Genomic DNA, 18,648 nt, shown 5'->3' with positions numbered 1-18,648 from the left:
TCGAGACATTACGCCATAGATGTCACATCGGTCGAGCGTGGTCACCCGCCAGGATCGCCGGAAGGAGAAACCTCGACAGAAACGCCCGGAGTCCGTCACGACTGCGCTCCCGCGGCCCTCGAACAGTCAGCAGGCTCAATATCGTGCGGACAACCCACTCGGCGGCGTCGTCGACGGAGACGCCCGGTTCCACGCAACTCCAGTGTCTGGTGAAGATGGGACGCAGAAATTCGGTGACGATTTCGAAGAGGGACGTCGAGGTCCCCGCCGCGAGACCCACGCCGGCGAGTTCCTCGTCGCTGCCGAACAACAATCCGATGATCTCTTCGCGGCGCGCGGCCTCAACCGTGTATTCCACGAAATCGACGAGCGCGGAGCCCAGGTCGGCGTGCGCCGCGATCCGCGGGCTGATGCGGTCGAGATAGCGCTCGGCGGCGCGAATGATGACACCCGACATCACCGCCTCCCGACTGGGGAAGTAGCGATACACCGTTGCCCTGGACACACCCGCTGTTCTGCCGATGTCCTCCATGGTCGTGCCCACCACACCGCAACTCTCGAGGCACCGCTCGGCAGCATCGAGCAACCGGTCGCGAGCGGACCCACGATCTGTCGGCGCGGCGGCACCCCATCTCAACAACCTCGTCGACACACAGCCAGTATGCCGCGAGCGCACACCATTGTGACTTGCCCACGCACATGACACCATCGCAGTTATGTCTCAAGTCAGCCCCGTGGCCCTGAGCGGATGCCGATGCCGATGTTGGTAGAAGCGCGTACCCCGGTTGTCGTCGGCGTGGGCGAAGTTACCCATCGCGGGAACGACTTCGTGGACCCGATCGACTTGGCGGTAGAAGCCGCACGCCGCGCGGTCAAAGACGCAAGTCGCCCGGTCGAGCGGCGCATCGACACCGTCGCGACTCCGGGCATCCTGGTCATACCGCGCGACAATCCCGCCAGCAGGATCGCCGAAGCGATGCACATCAGTCCCGCCCGCCGCATCAGCTGTCCCGTCGGCGGAAACACCCCGCAGTATCTCGTCGAAGTGTTGGGTGGCGAAATAGGCGAAGGCCGTGCAGATGTCGTCCTGGTCGTCGGGGCGGAGAGCGGGCATTCCGCACGCAAGCTTCAGGGCGGGGCACTTCTCGACTCGCCGCCCCCACCCCGCTCCGACGACGAATCCCTGGGCGACGCCCGCCCCGGGCTGAGTCAAGCCGAATTGTCGGTGGGTCTGAGTTGGCCGCACGAGGTGTATCCCATCTTCGAGTCCGCGATCGCCGCGCGCCACGGCCGCGACTTCGATGCTCAACGGGAGTGGCTGGGCACGCTGATGGCCCCGTTCACAGCCGAGGCGGCACGCCATCCGGAACAGGCCTGGTTCCCACGCGCACGAAGTGCCACCGAACTCAGCGAAGTCACCGCGGAAAACCGCATGGTCTGCTTGCCCTATCCCAAGCTGCTCAACAGCATCATGTCCGTCGACATGGCTGCCGCCTTCATTCTCATGGCGGCCGAGGTGGCGGACGAATTAGGCGTCGCGCGCGATCGTTGGGTCTTTCCCTGGTCAGCAGCGACTTGCAACGACGTGTACTTCCCCGTGGAACGGCCGGACCTCAGCCGCTCATCGGGTATCGAGGTAGCGGCACGGAAGGCTTTCGATGCGGGCCGGTTGACCACCGACGACATCCGGTGGTTCGACCTCTACTCCTGCTTCCCGTCGGCAATTGAGATGGCTGCCGAGGCTCTCGACTTGGACCCCCTCGACGACAGAGGCCTCACAGTAACCGGAGGCCTGCCTTATCACGGCGGTCCCGGAAACAATTACGTCAGCCACTCGATCGTGGAGATGGTCCGACGGTGCCGACGCGACCCAACCGATGCCGGACTCGTCACCGGCCTCGGGTGGTATTCGACGAAGCATTCGGTCGGTGTGTGGTCGGCCACCCCGCCACCAGCCGGGTGGCGACTGCTCGACACGGCGGTCGAACAAGCTCAAATCGATTCATCGCGGCTGGCCGTCGCAGGCGCCGACGAGGCGACCGGTTGCGCGACAGTCGACGGATACACCGTCGTCTACGACCGAGACGGCCAACCTCGATGGACTCCGATCATCGCGCACCTGTCCGACGGGCAAAGAGTCGTCGCACGCAGCGACGATCCGCAGATCGCCGAGGCGATGGGCGCGGAAATGTACGTAGGTAAAACGGTGTGCCTCCGAAACACAGGGTCGTTCACCGGGTTCGAGCTTCCATGATCGCCGAGGCGATGGTGCTGACCGGACCGCGGAGTCTGCAGCGGCGCCAGATGACCATCCCCGACGTCGGCGACCGGGGTGCGATCCTGCGAGTTGAAGCATGCGGTCTGTGCGGAACAGATCACGAACAATTCACCGGACACCTGCCTGCCGGCTTCTCATTCGTTCCAGGGCACGAAATCGTCGGCATCGTCGAACATGTTGGCGCTGCGGCCGGCCAACGCTGGGGTGTACAAGCCGGCCAGCGCGTGGCCGTTGAGGTGTTCCGGTCCTGCCGAGACTGCCCCGAGTGCCGCCGCGGCGAATACCGGCGGTGCGCGGTGAACGGCATCGCCACCATGTTCGGGTTCGTCGACGTGGAGGTCGGCGCGGGCTTATGGGGCGGATACGCCACCCATGTGGAGCTTCCGTGGGACGCGATGCTGCTCCCGATTGCCGAAGACATGGACCCCGTTCTCGCCACGTTGTTCAACCCTCTCGGGGCCGGTATCCAGTGGGGGGCGACTCTTCCCGACACCAAGGCCGGGGACGTCGTAGCGATCCTGGGGCCCGGCATCCGCGGAATCTGTGCGGCGGTGGCGGCCAAAGAGGCGGGAGCCGCGTTCGTCGCGATGACCGGCGTAGGCCCACGCGACGAACAACGACTGGCCATAGCCAGATCATTCGGTGTCGACCTGCCCATCGATGTATCGCAGGACGATGCAGTGACCGCGCTCCAGCGTGAGACAGGCGGACGGCTTGCCGACGTGGTCGTCGACGTCACCGCTAAAGCACCCTCCGCGTTCGCCGATGCCGTCGGCCTTGCCAGGCCCGGCGGCACAATTGTGGTGGCCGGCACCCGCGGAGGAGGCGGCGCGCCCCGGTTTGAACCAGACTTGTTGGTCTATAAAGAATTACACGTCGTAGGCGCACTCGGCGTGGAGTATCCCGCCCACCGGGCAGCCCTCGAGATTCTCGCCATGGGCCGCTGGCCGTTCGACCGGATCACCAGAGAATCAACCGGATTCGCTGGGCTCGCGCAGCTGCTCACTTCGCTTGCAGATGAAAGTGCCCGATCAAGTGGGGCGCTGCACAACGTCTTTTTGCCCACGCCCTAACGGCGTGGGCAGAGGTTCAACAGAGAGGGCCACCCGTGACCATGGCGGAACGCGTACCGATGCTCGACCGTGAGCAGGCCCAGCTGCGAGCTGCCGAATGTGGGTTGCCCGAAGAGTTGGCAGACCTGTCGGTATTCCGCGTGGCACTTCATCAGCCGCGTGTGGCGGTTGCGCTGTATGGGCTGCTAGACGCGTTACTCTTCCGCGGTTCCCTTGACGCGCGGCTACGCGAGCTGGTCATCATGCGCATCGGCTGGATTACTGGCTCCGAATACGAATGGACTCAACATTGGCGAATCGCCACACTGCTCGGCGTGCCTGAGCATGATCTCCTGGCGGTGCGCGACTGGCAGAATTCCGAAAGCCTCGGGCCAGTCGAGCGTGCGGTCCTCGCAGCGACCGATGATGTGGTACGCGACGGGGTCATCTCCGAGGAAAACTGGGCTGGGTGCCAGAAGGCATTCAATAGCGATCACGCCGTTTTGGTCGAACTTGTCGGAGCAATCGCCAATTGGCGGCTCTTTTCGATCCTGCTTCGATCTCTGAATATTCCGCTTGAGTCCGGTACCGACGGCTGGCCGCCCGATGGGCGAGCTCCTCAGCGTTGCGATTGAGCGAAAAACGTGGACCGGTGCTTGACCGAAGCGGTCAGCGCCCCAATCGCCAGACCACGACCCGTGTCGTAGACGGACAAGTCCCCCCTCGGACACACATCAGTAACCAAGAAACCCCGGCCCGCGGGCCGGGGTTTCTTGTCTCCACTGAGCGCTCAGCGGCCGCGCGCCGGTTGAGCCGCGGTCGATGCCGACGACGACGGCAGCGTGGACGGACGATCGATGATCGTCGACGACGGCCCACCGACCCGGTATCGCGCGCCGCGGTGCTCCTGCGGTAGCCGGTCGCCATTGCCGAGCAGCTTGTGCCGCAACGACCCTGGTTGGTAGTCCGCCTGGTAGGCACCACGTTCGGTGAGCACGGGAACCACATGCTCGATCACGTCGGCGAACGAACCCGGGGTGATGGAATAGGCGAGGTTGAAACCGTCGACATCGGTCTCGTCGACCCACTCCTGCAAGGTGTCGGCCACCGCCGCGCCCGACCCGACGATCCGTGGGCCCATGCCCCCGATCTCGCCCCACTCGGCGATGTCCCGGACCGTCCACTCCCGGCCATCGGGGTCAGCCGACTGAAACGCCTTGACCGCGGACAGGATCGCGTTCGAGTCGACGTTGCCGATCGGCTCGTCCAACCCGTACCGGGCCAGATCCACACCCATCCACCCGGACATGAACACCAGCGCGCCTTCCGGGTCGCCGTAGGAGAGCAACTCGCGATGCTTCGCGTGCGCCTCGGCATCGGTGGCCGCGGTGATCACTGTCGACAGGTTGAAGATCTTGGCCGAGTACGGATCCCGGCCGGCCAGTTCCAGCTCCCGGCGGATGGTCGAAACCGTCTCGGCCAGAATGGCTTTGGTCGGCGCCGCGGTGAAGATCGCCTCGGCGTTCTCGGCGGCGAACCGCACCCCGCGCGGCGATGAACCGGCCTGGTAGATCACCGGGGTGCGCTGCGGCGAGGGCTCGGCGAGGTGCACTCCCGGCACGCTGAAATGCGTTCCGGAGTGCCCGATGTGGTGCACCTTGTCCGGGTCGGTGAACACCCCGCGCTCGCGGTCGCGGACCACCGCGTCGTCCTCCCAGGAGCCCTCCCACAGCTTGTACAGCACCTCGAGATATTCGTCGGCATGGTCGTACCGGGCGTCGTGGGCCGGCTGATCGGTCTGCCCCATATTGCGTGCCGCCGCGGGCAGATAACCGGTGACCACATTCCAGCCGATGCGGCCCTTGGTCAGGTGATCGAGGGTCGATATTCGGCGCGCGAAGGGATACGGGTGCTCGAAACCGGTGCCGGTGGTGATGCCGAAGCCCAGATGCTCGGTGACCAACGCCATTGCCGATACCAACAACAGCGGGTCGCCCACCGGAATCTGCGCAGCCTGCCGGATGGCGGCCTCGTCGCTGGCTCCGTAGACGTCGTAGGTACCGAGCACATCGGCGATGAACAGGCCGTCAAACTGCCGCGCTCCAACAACTTCGCCAGTTCGGTCCAGTACTCCAGGTCCTTGTAGCGCCAGGACTGGTCCTCTGGATGCCGCCACAGTCCGGGCGACTGATGAGCGACACAGTTCATGTCGAAGGCGTTGAAGCGAATTTGTCGGGTCACTACTCCACCGTGCACACATCTCGCGCATCAGACACCGATTGCACTCAGCACGAACATTTTTCACGGTATCGACCCCGGTCGAGGGCCACCTCTCAGATGCCGTCGACGTAATCGCCCGTGCAGATGTTGTAATGCCCGGCCGGATTGAACGTCTCTCCGTAACCGGGGAAGTACCACTTCGCCGCCTGGTACATCAGCCGGCCGTCGCAGTAGCCGAGGTTGTAGGCCACGATGGTCGCCGATTCCGTGACCGACTGCGAGACACTGACGACGCCCGGCGGCATGCCGTACGACGTGCCCGTCCCGGTGGCCTGTTCCCCGCCCCAGGAGGACCACGTGATGCCCCAGATATCGCCGGTCGGGTCACCGCCGTTGAAGACCCGCGCCGGCTGCACCGTGCCGTAGCCCCGCGCACTCGGGTTCCAGGCGCGGCCGAGAGTCGGTTGCGGGTCGGCCCGCACGGCGGGTGTGCCGGTCGGCGAGCACGCGGCCACCGTGACGGCAGTCGCCAGGGCCGCTGCGACCAGTTTCGCGTTCGATGTCATCGTCTTCATGGACGTCAGCCCACCTGGTAGGAATCGCGGGACACCCGGAAGAAGTATCCGGTGCCGGCATCGGTGCACGTCACTCCCGAGGGTTCGCTGTCGCAGGTGATGGAGCCCACCACCCGCTTGTGGCCGTAGTCGAGAGTCGCTGCGCCGTCGGGAAATTCGTGGTCCGAGTGCCAGTCACCCGCGATGGGTGCGTGACCCCGGTCGAGCAGGAATCTGTTGCCCTTCCCGCCCACGGTGTAGTCCGCCGGGCGCGGGATGAACCACGTGTAATCCGTGATCTCGCACATTGCACCGCCCGTGCCCATCTTGCAGCCGACGTTCCCCGACGGGGACCGAAAGGCGTAGGTGTCATCGGCGTGCGCGGTTGCCGCCAGGCCGATCGTTGCCGCGACCGCCGTGGTTGCGATCAGCGCCAGCTTCATCATCTTCGTGGGCTGCCCTTCTCGGGATGACACTTCACGGCGGGAGCCGTTGGTGCTGACGGTTTGTCGTCACCCCAAGGTTGCGGCCGACGCCTTGGTGATTTCTTGGTGCGCCGGCGACCTCCGCGGACGCCTGTGATCAGCATCGCGGCCCCAGCCCTGACGTAGGCCTTGCGGTACCGGCGTACCAATTTAGGCTTGCCTTACCTAATTCAAGGAGATGCTGAATGCGTGACATCCGCGTGGCGGTGATCGGGGCAGGTCCGGCCGGAATCTATGCGTCCGACATCCTGGTCGATGAATACCCGCAGGCCACGGTCGACCTGTTCGACCGGCTGCCGGCCCCGTACGGGCTGGTCCGCTATGGCGCGGCGCCCGACCAACCCCGGATCAAGGAGATCATCAAGGCGCTACGGCGAGTGCTCTCACGCGACGAGATCCGCTTCATCGGCAATGTGCACTACGGCACCGATCTGAAACTGTCCGACCTGCGGCGCCACTACGACGCGGTCGTCTTCTCCACCGGCGCCCGGGCGGACCGCCCGCTGAACGTCCCTGGCATCGAACTGCCCGGCAGCTATGGCGCCGCCGATTTCGTGTCCTGGTACGACGGCCACCCCGACGTGCCGCGAACCTGGCCACTGGAGGCCAGGAGCGTGGCGGTCCTGGGCGCGGGCAATGTGGCGCTCGATATCGCCAGGATGCTGGCCAAGCCCGCCGATGAACAGTTGAGCGCCGAGATCGCCGGCAATGTGTACCAAGGCCTTTCACTGAATCAGGCCACCGATGTGCATGTGTTCGCCCGGCGCGGTCCGGCCCAGATCAAGTTCTCGCCGATGGAATTCCGCGAGCTGTCACACTCCCCCAGCGTCGACGTGATCGTGCACCCGGAGGGCTTCGAGATCGACGAGGCCAGTCAGCACGCCATCAACACCAGCAAGTCCACCAAGCTCGTCGTCAACACCATGATGCGGTATCTCGACGTCGAGCCCACCGGTGCGCCGCACCGCATCCACATCCATCTGTGCCAATCCCCGGTCGCAGTGCTCGGCGCTGAACGGGTCGAAGGACTTCGGACCGAACGCACGGAGCTGATCGGCGACGGAACCGCCCGAGGCACCGGAGAATTCACCGATTGGCCGGTGCAGGCCGTCTACCGCGCGGTCGGTTACCTCTCGTCGCACCTGGCCGACCTGCCGTTCGACCATCACGCCGGTGTGGTCCCGCACGATGCCGGCCGGGTCCTGGACCTCGACGGCGAGCTGATCGAGGGCACCTACGTCACCGGCTGGATCAAACGCGGACCCATCGGACTCATCGGACACACCAAATCCGATGCGTCCGAGACGATCACCAGCCTGCTCGCGGATCTGCCCGGACTCCGCGCACCCGAGATCGGCGAACCCGACGCCATCCTGGAGCACCTGGCCGGCAACGGCATCGACTACACGACGTGGGCGGAATGGGAACGCCTCGACGCGCACGAGGTGGCCCTCGGTGCGCAACAGGGCCGTGAACGGGTCAAGGTGGTGCCCCGCGCGGACATGGTCAGCGCCGGCCGCCGCTAGCGGGTCGCGCACACGGAACACATCCCACTCCGGCCACGTCCAGCCGCGGTTGTCGTTAGCCTCACGTCATGCCAACTGTGGGTCGGTACGCCAAGGGTGAGGCCAAGCGTGCGGAGATCAAGGACGTCGCGCTCGCGGTGCTGGAGCGCGACGGTGAGGCCGGTGCATCGATGCGGGTGATCGCCAATGAGGCGAACATCAGCCTGGCGGGCCTGATGCACTATTTCCCGACGCGCGATGCCCTGCTGACCGAGTTGCAGCGCGACGGTGACGCCAAATTCGAAGAGTGGTACCGCAATTCGGACATCGACATCGACCCGGGCGAAGTCATGGCGCAGGCGATGGTGGACAAGGCCGCCAAACCGGGCTCGGGCACGGTCTATCTGTCGCTGGCCGCGGCCGCCGCGGTCGACCCATCCCATCCGGCCGCGGAATACCTGCGCCGGCGGTACGAAGGAATGCGGGCGACCATCACCGAGTATGTGCGCCGCCGCCAGGAGGCCGGCGCCGTGCCCGCACACGTCGACGCCGAGTTCGCCGCCACGGCCCTGATCGCCGCAGCCGACGGGATCCAGATCCAGTGGATGTCCGACCGCTCGATCGACATGGGCGCGCACGTGCGCGCGGTGTGGGCAGCATTACTCGCCTGAGCAAAACAGTGCAGTGTATGGTTTTTGCATGAAGTGGAACCGGGTTGTCGTGGCGTCCGCCGTTGTCTTCTCCCTCGGCCTCTCCACCTGCGGTGCGAAGCCGGATGTGAAGCAGGAGCGGACGGACAGCAGTCCGTCCTGGAACCGCAACTTCTACTGGGGTACCGCGACCGCCGGCTACCAGGTGGAAGGCGCCGCTCCCGACAGCAACTGGCGCCGATACGTCGACCGGACGGCCGGCAAGCCCGTCACCGATCCGTTCGGCGCGGTCGAGCCGTACAAGCAGGCCGACGACTTCCGGCACCGCTACAAGGAAGACATCGCCAACGCGCACGCCATGGGCGTCAACACTTTCCGCTTCGGGGTCGAATGGGCGCGGGTGATGCCGCAGCCCGGCGTGTGGGACGAGAAGGAACTGGCCTACTACGACGACGTGGTTGCGACGCTGCTCGCCAACGGCATGACGCCGATGATCACGCTGATGCACTGGGTCTACCCCGGCTGGATCGCCGACCGCGGCGGCTTCCTCAACAATGTCGCGGCGTTCGAGGACTTCGCCAAGGCGATCACCAAACGGTATGCGGGGCAGGGCGTGCTGTGGGTGAGCATCAACGAGCCACTGGCCTTCGGCGCCATGGAGGTGCGCACCGGCGCCATCAAACCCGACCAGTTCGGCACGTTCCTCGACCGCGTCGCCGACGCCCACCGCGCCGTGTATCGCGCCGCCCATGACGCCGACCCCAAGGCCAAGGTCACCACCAACGAGGCCTACATCCCGCCGGAAGTGTTGGCGCAGTTCACCGGATTCGGCATCAAGGGTATCGAGGGCTCGTTCTTCGACCGGGTCAGGGACAGCCTCGACTATCTCGGATTCGATTACTACACCGGCACGGCCGCGGACAATCCGGCATCGGCGCAGAACATGGCGGCGCGGTGGAACACCAAACTGCAGCCCGAGGACATCTACTACGTGGCGCGGCACTACGCCCAGCGGTATCCCGGCCTGCCGATCTATGTCGTCGAAAACGGCATGGTCACCGACAACGCGAAGCCGCGCACCGACGGCGTGACCCGATCGCAGTACCTCAGCGACACCGTGTTCTGGCTGCAGCGCGCCAAGGCCGACGGCATCCCGATCATCGGCTACAACTACTGGTCCCTGATCGACAACTACGAGTGGGGCAGCTACCGGCCCCGCTTCGGCCTGTATTCGGTTGACGCAGTCAATGATCCGGCCTTGCGGCGGGTCCCGACCGACGCCGTCCAGACCTACACACAGATCACGCGCGACGGCGGGACGGCGCCGGCGTACCGGCCGGTGATCCCCGCGGCGAAGTGCTCGACGACCGTCGGCCAGGACAGCTGCGCGCCGCTGGATATGAACGGGCCGACGGTCGCGCTGCGCTGAGTCAGGCCCCAACACGCGGAGCCGAATTCCCCGCAATGCGCCCGAGATCGCCGGGTTTCCAGCAGGATCAGCGGTATGAAACTGACTGCCATGCTCGCGCTCGCCGGGTTCGCCTCGCTCACGATCGCCATCCCCAACGCGACCGCAGCGCCGTGTTCCGCCAGCGGACTGGCCAGCACCGCGGGGACCGTCCTCGCCCAGGCCGGGGCCTACCTCGACGCCCACCCGGGCGCCAACGACGCCCTGACCAACGCGAGCTCGTCGGGCGACGCCGAAGGCGCCGTCCGGGCGTACTTCACCGCTCACCCGGGCGAATTCTTCGACCTGAAGAACATCGCACGGCCCCTGACGACGCTGCGCGGTCAGTGCGGCGGCATGTCGGTCTCACCCGCACAGATGTCTGCGCTGTTCGACGCGCTGTCGTCCTGAGCCGCCACAACCGGGGACGTCAACGCCAGTAGCCCTGATGGGCTTGCGCCGCTTCGTCTTCCAGCAGCGGTCCGATGACGGTGATGGGCCGGTAGCCGTGCAGCAGGATGTCGCGGCACGGCAGCGCGTACCCCGCGTTGTTCGGATCGCCGCCGGTGAACTGCAGGAGCCGGGTGTTGGACATGCCGTACACCACCCGGCCGATGCCACTCCAGTAGGCGCCGCCCGCACACATCGTGCACGGCTCGGTACTGGCGTACAGCGTCGCCGACCGCATGCCGTCGTCGCCGATCGCGCGCCAGGCGCTGCGTACGGTGACCATCTCGGCGTGATCGGTCGGATCCCCGCCGTCGACGGACGACGTGTTGCCGTGCTCTGAGACCACATTGCCGGCGGCGTCGGCCACCAGGGCACCGTAGGGGGCGCCGCCGGCCTGGCGCGCCTGCTGTGCCAGCACGAATGTGCGCCGGAGGTGGGCCAGGTCTTGCGGGTCGGGCTCGGGCTGGGCGCCTGCCGGGTCGGCGACACTCACGGCCACCACCGAAGCGCCGAAGGCTATTCCGGCGCCGCGCAGCACGGTCCGTCTGTTCGGGTTCGGCATGGCTACTTGGTGCCGAAGATGCGGTCGCCGGCGTCGCCCAGGCCCGGCACGATGTAGCCGTGCTCGTCAAGTTGTCGGTCCAGCGCCGCAGCGTAGATCGGCACCTCGGGATGGGCCGCCTGCATGGCCGCGACGCCCTCCGGACACGTCAGCAGACAGACGAACTTGATGGAGCGCGGCTGGTACTCCTTGAGTCGGTCGATCGCGGCCACGGCCGAGTTACCGGTGGCGAGCATCGGATCGCACACCACGATGTCGCGCTCGTGCAGCTCGCTCGGCATCTTGAAGTAGTACTCCACGGCGACATGGGTTTTCGGATCACGGTACAGACCGATGTGGCCGATGCGCGCGCCCGGAACCACGCTGAGCATGCCGTCCAGAATGCCGCTGCCCGCGCGCAGGATCGAGGCGAAGACGAGCTTCTTGCCGTCGATGACCATGCCCGTGGTGGATTCCAGCGGCGTGTCGATCTCGATCTCGTGCACGGGGATGTCGCGCAGCACCTCGTAGGTCATCAGCATCGAAATCTCGTTCAGCAGGGCACGAAAGCCCTTGGTGGACACGTCTTTCTGCCGCATCAGCGTCAGCTTGTGCTGAACCAGCGGATGGTCGACGAGATGCAGGTTACCCATGGCGCCCCCCTAGAAAACCGTGCCGTCACTGCTGATGGACAGCGGCGGGTTGCCGCCTCGCAGCTGCTGCGCCAGGGAACGCCCGGCAGCCCAGGTGCCGCCCTCGAGGACGCACGCCAGCGGCAGGGTCGCGGAGTCGAGGCCGAGCGCGGCGCGCACCAGCGGCGCGAGTTCGTCGAGCAGCGCGACGGTGAGCGCTCGCCACTCGACCACCAATTCGTCGGCCACCGACCAGGTTCGGTCCGCGGCCGCCGGGTCTCGCAAGCGCAGCACCCCGGTATCGAGCAGCAGGCCACCGTTGCGGTATTCAGGCAGGCCGGTCAGCGCGTCCAGCCCGGTGACCGGCACCCCCGCCCACTCGAACGGTTCCAGCAGCGAGTACGTCAGCCATTGCGAGAGCTTGTGGAACGGCATCCACCCACGCGACAGCCCCGGCCCGGGCACTGCCGGGTGCGGCCAGCAGTCACCGAGTGGAATACCGCCAATGTCGTTGTCGGCCAGCCAGACTCCGGAAAGGGTGCCCAAGAGCCGCACCAGGATGTCGTGCGCGTGGACTGCCGGGCCGGCCAGCACGTCGAACAGGCCGCCGGGACGCCCCTGCGGCCCGAAGACCTCAGGACGATCCTCGAGCGCGGCACCGAGGCGGCGCAGCAGCTGCACCCGGCCGCTGAGTCCGACCAGCGGATTGTCCGGCGCGGCCTGAAATGCCTGGCCGAGGGCGGCGTCGTCGATGGCGCGCAATGCCGTGGCGTCGACCTGCCAGGGCTGGGCCAGGTCACTGGAGAACAGCCCGTCGGCGAAGGCATGCCAACTGGCCACCCCGAGGCCTTCGGACCGCGTGAAGCGTTGACCGGTAACAGGTTCGGTGTAACCCCAGTCGGGACCCGCACCGGCGTCGAGCAGCACACTGACCACGGCCAGGTCGATCAGCGCGCGGGCCTGCGCGGCGGCATCCAACCCGGCCAGCCGGGCGCGCAGGTCGGCGGTGCGATCGACGCCGCCGGCCTCGAAATGGCGCCAGCGGCTGTGATACGGGATCACCAAATCCGGGTAACGCGTGCGGGTGACGTCGGCGACGAGATCAGCGGCCTGCGCCAGTGCGTCGTCATCGACCACGAACCAGCGGGACTCCCCCGCGCGTGCCCGGCGCAGCAGGAATTCGGCGCGTTCGCGGACGGCGCCTGTGCTCCGCAGGATGCCGACCGCGACGGCGCTGTCGGTGCCAGTGCCGGTGCTGATCGTCATGACGTGAGTCCGCGGCCCTTGGCGATCTTGAGTTCGTCGGCGTCGGGCACCGGTCCGGGGGTGAAGTAACCGGCGGCCGTCTTGGCGTCGATCTCGACGCGGGCATCGGCCGGGATCAGGTCGTCGGGGATGTTCACGCGTTCGACGACCTCGATACCCGAGCCGGTGATGGCGTCGTACTTCATGTTGCTCATCGACACCAGTCGATGAATCTTGCGGATACCCAGCCAGTGCAGCACGTCGGGCATGAGCTCCTGGAAACGCATATCCTGCACTCCGGCAACGCATTCCGTGCGAGCGAAGTACTGGTCGGCGGTGTCGCCGCCCACCTGACGCTTGCGCGCGTTGTACACCAGGAACTTGGTGACTTCACCGAGCGCCCGGCCCTCCTTGCGCGAATAGGCCACCAGCCCCACGCCGCCGCGCTGCGCACCCTGGATGCACTCCTCGATGGCATGCGTGAGATACGGCCGGCACGTACAGATGTCGGATCCGAACACGTCGGATCCGTTGCACTCGTCGTGCACGCGGGCGGTCAACTCCACGCTGGGGTCGGCGAGATCGCGGGCCTCGCCGAAGATGTAGACGGTCTGCCCGCCGATGGGTGGCAGGAAGACTTCGAGGTCGCCGCGCGTGACGAGTTCGGGGTACATGCCGCCGGTCTCCTCGAACAGCACGCGGCGCAGTTCCGTTTCGCTGCAACCGAATCGTGCCGCGACCCCGGGAAGGAACCAGACCGGTTCGATGGCGGCCTTGGTCACCAGGGCAGCGTCGTTGTCCAGTAACACGCGACCGTCGGGGCGGAGCCGGCCTCTGCCGATCGCCTCGGCGACCTCCGGCAGCATCACGTGGGCCTTGGTGATGGCGATGGTCGGCCGGATGTCGTAGCCGGCGGCCAGTTCGGCGGGGAACGCCTCCGCGACCATGGCTCCCCAGGGGTCCAGACTCACGATCGCCCCCGGATCGGCCCACTGCGGGTACGGGCCGATGACATCGGTGGGCGCGGTGTTGGTCAGGTCGGCGCGGTGCTCTGGCGAGAGCGCCCCCGCCGCCACCGCCAGTGCCCGGTAGACGCTGTAGGAGCCGCTGTGGGTGCCGATCACGTTGCGGTGCGCGCGCGTGGTCGTGGTACCGATAAGCGGGCCGCGCTCAGCGGCGGTCGCTGCACCCCAGTGGATCGCCAGGGCGTCGGCCGCGCCGCTGTGGGAGGTCAGCCGGATGTGGCGGGCAGGGCCCCGGGGCGGAACCGCAACGGGCGACCCCGACCCTGCGTCTGACTCGATGACCATCGACATCGCTCCTTCCCGGCAAGCTCCAGTCAACCCCGAAACGGCCGGGCGTGCAGCGGTACCGCCGGACCGCCTGGCCCGGCACGCCGATCAGTAGACGTCGCGGACGTAGCGCTTGTCGGCGATCAGCTCACGCTTGTATTCGTGCGCCGCCGATTCCGACATGCCCCCGTGGGCCTTGATGATGTTGGTGAGCGTCACGTCGACGTCCTTGGCCATCCGCGCCGCGTCGCCGCACACGTAGAAGTGCGCGCCATCCTCGAGCCAGCGCCACAGAATCTCGCCGTGCTCGCGCATCCGGTGCTGCACGTACACCCGCCGCGCCTGGTCCCGCGAGAACGCGGTATCCAGCCGGGTCAGCAGCCCGTCGGCGGCGAAGGCCTCCAATTCGTCTTGGTAGTAATAGTTTTCGGCCCGGTGCTGGTCGCCGAAGAACAGCCAGTTGCGGCCGGTGTGTCCCAGTGCCCGGCGCTCGTGCAGGAAGCCACGGAACGGCGCGATGCCTGTGCCGGGGCCGACCATGATCATCGGGGTCAGCGCATCCTCGGGCGGCCGGAAGTGCGGCGCCGACTGCAGGAACACCGGCACCGTCTGCGCCCGGTCAGCGAGGTAGGTGGACGCGACGCCGTGCCGGATACCGCCACGGGCGCCCTCGTAGCGGACCACCGACACGGTCAGCTGCACCTCGTCGGGGCTCACCAGCGGGCTGGACGAGATCGAGTACGAACGTGGCGCCAGGCGCACCAGGGCGTCTCGCCACTCCTCGGGTTCGGCCCGCACTTTGAACTCTTCCACGAGGTCCAGGCCGGTGCGGCCGTCCAGCCAGCGGTCGCGTTCTTCGCGGGGCGCCCGCAGCACCTTGGCGCGACTGCGTTCGGCCAGGAAGTTGATCAGCGTCGGCGACACCTTGCAGATGTCGTACGACGTCGTCAGCGCGTCGCGCAGAGCGGTTTCGCCGCCCTCGATCTCGATGACCTCGTCTCCGGAGAGCCCGGTGGCCGCCAGCCATGCCGACACGGTCTCCGGGCAGTTGGCCACGACCACGCCGAGCGCATCGCCGACACCATAGCTGACGTCGTGGCCGGACAGGTCGAAGCCGATCTGGCGCACTTCCTTCGCGCCGCCGGTGGTCAGCAATGTGTTGCGGCACAACGGGACCGGCAGCGGGTTGTTACGGGTGAACGGCCCGGCGGGTCTGGGAGCGGGCTTGGCAGGTGCGGCCGGAGCGACGGGTGCGGCCGGCGCCACCGGGGCTGCCACGGCGAGTTCGACAACAGCGTCGGACCACTGAGCAATCGGCTCGTCGTCGTAGGCCTCGCAGTCCGCGCGGTCCAGCAGCGTGGTGGCCCCGAGTTCGGCGAAGCGGCCGTCCAGGGATTTGGCGTAGCCGCAGAAGTTGTCGTATGCGCGGTCGCCGATCCCGAGTACGGAGTACCGCAGCCCGGACATATCCGGCGCATCCGCGGCACTCAGGCGAGCCCAGAAGTCGGCACCGTTGTCGGGTGGTCCGCCATCCCCGAAAGTGCTTGTCACGACCAGGACTTCACCTGCGGCAGCGACCTCGTCCAGCGCGGTGTCATCCAGCACCTGCAGGCGGGCCCCGGCGATCTTCGCGGCCAAGCCGGTGGCGAACTCCTCGGCGGTGCCGGTCTGCGACGCCCACAGCACCAACGGACCCGGGGGCGCCGGCTCCGGCTGGACATCGATGGCGGCAGCCGGACCCGAGACGCTGTGCGCACCGGCCAGCGCCCCGTCGACCCACAGTCGCACCAGGGGGCTGACTGGCGCCGATACGGGTAGCACCGGCACTCCGGCCGAGTGTCCGATACCACTGAAAAATCCTGACAGATAAACCTTTTCGGTGTCGTTGAGCGCGGGCGGCCCGGCCAGGCCGAGTGCGGCCGCCAGCGGGTGGGTCCCGGTAGTAACGGGCGCGAGAGGCGCGACGGCCGGTGCGGTCACCACCGGCGCCAACCGCACCGCGCACACCTTGAATTCGGGCTGCAGCGAATCGGGGTCCACCGCATCGTTGGTGACGGCGTTGATCGTGAGCTGGTCACCCTGTTGGTCGTTCCAGTGGAACGGCGCGAAGCAGTTGCCCGGCCGTACCCGGTCCGTCAGGACGGCCGGCAGGACCGCTGTGCCGCGGCGCGACGACACCTCGACAGACGCTCCGTCGGTGATGCCGAGGCCGGCCGCGTCGGTGGGATGAATCTCGATGAACGGCTTCCCGGTGAGCTTGTTGAGCTTCTCGACCTTCCCGGTCTTGGTCATGGTGTGCCACTGGTGTTGCAACCGGCCGGTGTTCAGCACCAAGGGGAAATCGTCGTCGGGCAGCTCGGTGGGGTCCATGTGCGGGCGGGCGTGGAACACCGCCCGCCGCGAAGGCGTCGGGAACGCCAGCCGCGGCCGGTGCCCGTCCGCGCCGACGAACAGGTCCTGGCTGATGCCGTCGTTGAGGTAACGGATCGGGTTCCGATCGCCACTGTCCGGCGGGCAGGGCCACTGCAGCGGGGTCTCCCGCAGCCGCTCGTAGGTCACGCCGCTGAGGTCGTAACCGGTCCGGCGGTTGCTGAACTGGCGGATTTCGGCGAATACGTGCTCGCTGGACTTGTAGTCGAACTCGTCGCCGAAGCCCATGTGCCGGGCCACATTACAGATCAGCTCCCAGTCGGGACGCGCGTCACCGGCGGCGGGGATGCTCTGCTGCAACAGGGTCAGGTTGCGTTCGGAGTTGACCATGACGCCGTCGGCTTCAGCCCACAACGTCGCCGGCAGCATGATGTCGGCGTAGGCGTTGGTCGCGGTGTCCTGGTAGGTGTCCTGCGTGATCACCAGCTCGGCGGCTTGCAGGCCGTCGATGACGGTCTGCCGATTGGCCACGGAGGCAACGGGATTGGTGCAGATGATCCATACGGCTTTGATGTCACCGGCGCCCAGCTGCCGGAACATCTCGATGGTGCCGGGGCCGACGTCGGTGCGGATGGTGCCGGGTTCCAGCTCCCACTGCTCTTCGGTGAACGCCCGGTCCGCGGCCGACGTCACGGCGCGCTGGCCGGGCAGACCCGGTCCCATGTAACCCATTTCGCGGCCGCCCATGGCGTTGGGCTGGCCGGTCAGGGACATGGGGCCGCTACCTGACCGGCAGATGGCACCGGTGGCCAGGTGCAGGTTGCAGATGGCGTTGGTGTTCCAGGTGCCGTGCGTGCTCTGGTTCAGGCCCATGGTCCAGCACGACATCCACTCCCCGGCCTCGGCGATCATCGCGGCGGCACGGCGGATGTCGGCTTCGGGGATTCCGGTGATCTCGGCGACCGTCGCCGGCGGATAGTCGGCGAGGAACGCCGGCATGGTCTCCCAGCCCTCGGTGTGCGTGGCGATGAATTCATGGTCTATCGCGCCACTTTCGACCAGGAGGTGCAGCAGGCCGTTGAGTAGCGCCAGGTCGGTGCCGGGTTTGATCTGCAGGAAGAGGTCGGCCTTTTCCGCGGTTGTGGTGCGGCGCGGGTCGACGACGATCAGTTTGGCGCCCTTGGCCATGCGGTCGGCCATGCGCAGGAACAGGATCGGGTGGCAGTCGGCCATGTTGGCGCCGGTCACGAAAAACAGGTCGGCAGAATCGAAATCGGTGTACGACCCGGGTGGACCGTCGGCACCGAGCGATTGTTTGAATCCGGTGCCGGCGCTCGCCATGCACAGCCGCGAGTTGGATTCGATGTGCACGGTGCGGATGAAGCCCTTGGCCAGCTTGTTGGCCAGATACTGGGCCTCGATGGTCATCTGGCCCGAAACGTACAGCGCCACAGCGTCGGGGCCGTGCTCATCGATGATGGCCCGCAGCCGACGGCCCGCTTCGGCGGTGGCGTCGTCAGTTGTGACGCTTACCATCTCACCGTTGCGTCGCACGAGCGCTGTGGTGAGTCGGCCGTCGTCCGCGGCCATCAGGTCGGCGTGGGTGGCGCCCTTGGTGCACAACCGTCCGAAGTTGGTGGGGTGCAAGCGGTCCCCGGAGACCCGCGCGATCACGGGCAGCCCGGTACCGGCGTCGGGGCGGGTCTCGACCGAAATACCGCAACCGACACCGCAGTAGGAGCACGCGGTGCGCGTGGTGTGTGCTCCGGGCGGCGTCATGCCTCAGTTCTACGGGCCGCCGATGCCGCAACCGTTGCGCGACCATGTACTACGCGTCAACCCAAGCTCACATGGCCGGCAGGCCCTGGTGCGCAACATGTTTCACGCCGGAATCATGATGGAAACCTGCCGGAAATCTGTGAGCTGC

Annotated in this window: 15 protein-coding genes and 1 pseudogene; 7 read left to right on the top strand and 9 right to left on the bottom strand. The window is 66.9% G+C overall.

Features of this window, described 5'->3' with window-relative positions; genetic code table 11:
* Positions 1-22 precede the first annotated feature (22 nt).
* Entirely contained in the window at positions 23-709 is a 687-nt protein-coding gene (locus ACJEIK_RS10570; RefSeq protein WP_011560606.1) for a TetR/AcrR family transcriptional regulator, read from the bottom strand.
* A gap of 51 nt (positions 710-760) precedes the next feature.
* Here ACJEIK_RS10570 and ACJEIK_RS10565 point away from each other — a divergent pair, with 51 nt between their 5' ends.
* From ACJEIK_RS10565 to ACJEIK_RS10555, 3 genes are read left to right on the top strand one after another with little or no spacing between them, the layout of a single operon-like run.
* Entirely contained in the window at positions 761-2,254 is a 1,494-nt protein-coding gene (locus tag ACJEIK_RS10565; RefSeq protein ID WP_186275003.1) for an acetyl-CoA acetyltransferase, read from the top strand.
* Positions 2,251-3,351, top strand: a complete 1,101-nt coding sequence (locus ACJEIK_RS10560; protein ID WP_067330664.1) for a zinc-dependent alcohol dehydrogenase — start codon at positions 2,251-2,253, stop codon at positions 3,349-3,351. Before ACJEIK_RS10565 ends, ACJEIK_RS10560 begins: the two co-directional genes overlap by 4 nt.
* 35 nt (positions 3,352-3,386) lie before the next feature.
* Positions 3,387-3,965 carry a carboxymuconolactone decarboxylase family protein gene (locus tag ACJEIK_RS10555; RefSeq protein ID WP_067330661.1) on the top strand — a complete coding sequence of 193 codons (579 nt, stop codon included), beginning with the start codon at positions 3,387-3,389 and terminating at the stop codon, positions 3,963-3,965.
* A 155-nt stretch (positions 3,966-4,120) separates the two neighbouring features.
* Here ACJEIK_RS10555 and ACJEIK_RS10550 read toward each other — a convergent pair.
* The 3 genes and pseudogenes from ACJEIK_RS10550 to ACJEIK_RS10540 form a co-directional block, all read right to left on the bottom strand.
* Positions 4,121-5,571: pseudogene (locus ACJEIK_RS10550) on the bottom strand (LLM class flavin-dependent oxidoreductase).
* Positions 5,572-5,663: 92 nt separating this feature from the next.
* On the bottom strand, positions 5,664-6,125 hold the full coding sequence (locus tag ACJEIK_RS10545) for a hypothetical protein (RefSeq protein WP_409431458.1): 462 nt from the start codon (positions 6,123-6,125) through the stop codon (positions 5,664-5,666).
* A 5-nt stretch (positions 6,126-6,130) separates the two neighbouring features.
* Entirely contained in the window at positions 6,131-6,550 is a 420-nt protein-coding gene (locus ACJEIK_RS10540; protein ID WP_409431457.1) for a hypothetical protein, read from the bottom strand.
* A 224-nt stretch (positions 6,551-6,774) separates the two neighbouring features.
* Between ACJEIK_RS10540 and ACJEIK_RS10535 the strand changes: the two genes are divergently transcribed.
* The 4 genes from ACJEIK_RS10535 (at position 6,775) to ACJEIK_RS10520 (ending at position 10,602) form a co-directional block, all read left to right on the top strand.
* Positions 6,775-8,115 carry an FAD-dependent oxidoreductase gene (locus ACJEIK_RS10535; RefSeq protein WP_409431456.1) on the top strand — a complete coding sequence of 447 codons (1,341 nt, stop codon included), beginning with the start codon at positions 6,775-6,777 and terminating at the stop codon, positions 8,113-8,115.
* 68 nt (positions 8,116-8,183) lie between these two features.
* The gene (locus tag ACJEIK_RS10530) at positions 8,184-8,765 is read left to right on the top strand and encodes a TetR/AcrR family transcriptional regulator (protein WP_409431455.1); all 582 of its coding nucleotides are present in this window, start codon (positions 8,184-8,186) and stop codon (positions 8,763-8,765) included.
* Between the two features lie 28 nt (positions 8,766-8,793).
* Positions 8,794-10,173 carry a glycoside hydrolase family 1 protein gene (locus ACJEIK_RS10525; RefSeq protein WP_409431454.1) on the top strand — a complete coding sequence of 460 codons (1,380 nt, stop codon included), beginning with the start codon at positions 8,794-8,796 and terminating at the stop codon, positions 10,171-10,173.
* 75 nt (positions 10,174-10,248) lie between these two features.
* The gene (locus tag ACJEIK_RS10520) at positions 10,249-10,602 is read left to right on the top strand and encodes a heme-binding protein (RefSeq protein ID WP_061005115.1); all 354 of its coding nucleotides are present in this window, start codon (positions 10,249-10,251) and stop codon (positions 10,600-10,602) included.
* Between the two features lie 19 nt (positions 10,603-10,621).
* On the opposite strand, the gene ACJEIK_RS10515 is transcribed toward ACJEIK_RS10520, so the two are convergent.
* The 5 genes from ACJEIK_RS10515 to ACJEIK_RS10495 form a co-directional block, all read right to left on the bottom strand.
* Positions 10,622-11,203 (bottom strand): nucleoside deaminase, encoded by a 582-nt coding sequence (locus ACJEIK_RS10515; protein ID WP_409431453.1) that lies wholly within the window; start codon positions 11,201-11,203, stop codon positions 10,622-10,624.
* 2 nt (positions 11,204-11,205) lie between these two features.
* Entirely contained in the window at positions 11,206-11,835 is a 630-nt protein-coding gene (upp, locus tag ACJEIK_RS10510) for a uracil phosphoribosyltransferase (protein ID WP_267316747.1), read from the bottom strand.
* Between the two features lie 9 nt (positions 11,836-11,844).
* Positions 11,845-13,080 carry a URC4/urg3 family protein gene (locus ACJEIK_RS10505; protein WP_409431452.1) on the bottom strand — a complete coding sequence of 412 codons (1,236 nt, stop codon included), beginning with the start codon at positions 13,078-13,080 and terminating at the stop codon, positions 11,845-11,847.
* On the bottom strand, positions 13,077-14,369 hold the full coding sequence (locus ACJEIK_RS10500; protein WP_409431451.1) for a GTP cyclohydrolase II: 1,293 nt from the start codon (positions 14,367-14,369) through the stop codon (positions 13,077-13,079). The genes ACJEIK_RS10505 and ACJEIK_RS10500 overlap by 4 nt, the downstream gene beginning before the upstream one ends.
* Before the next feature lie 90 nt (positions 14,370-14,459).
* A complete protein-coding gene (locus ACJEIK_RS10495; protein WP_409431450.1) occupies positions 14,460-18,500 on the bottom strand; it encodes a molybdopterin-dependent oxidoreductase in 4,041 nt (1,346 codons plus the stop codon).
* Positions 18,501-18,648 lie beyond the last annotated feature (148 nt).

The sequence above is a fragment of the Mycobacterium sp. SMC-16 genome (assembly GCF_046250085.1).
Taxonomy (GTDB): Bacteria; Actinomycetota; Actinomycetes; order Mycobacteriales; family Mycobacteriaceae; genus Mycobacterium; species Mycobacterium phocaicum.
This window is presented reverse-complemented; position numbering and strand designations above follow the sequence as displayed.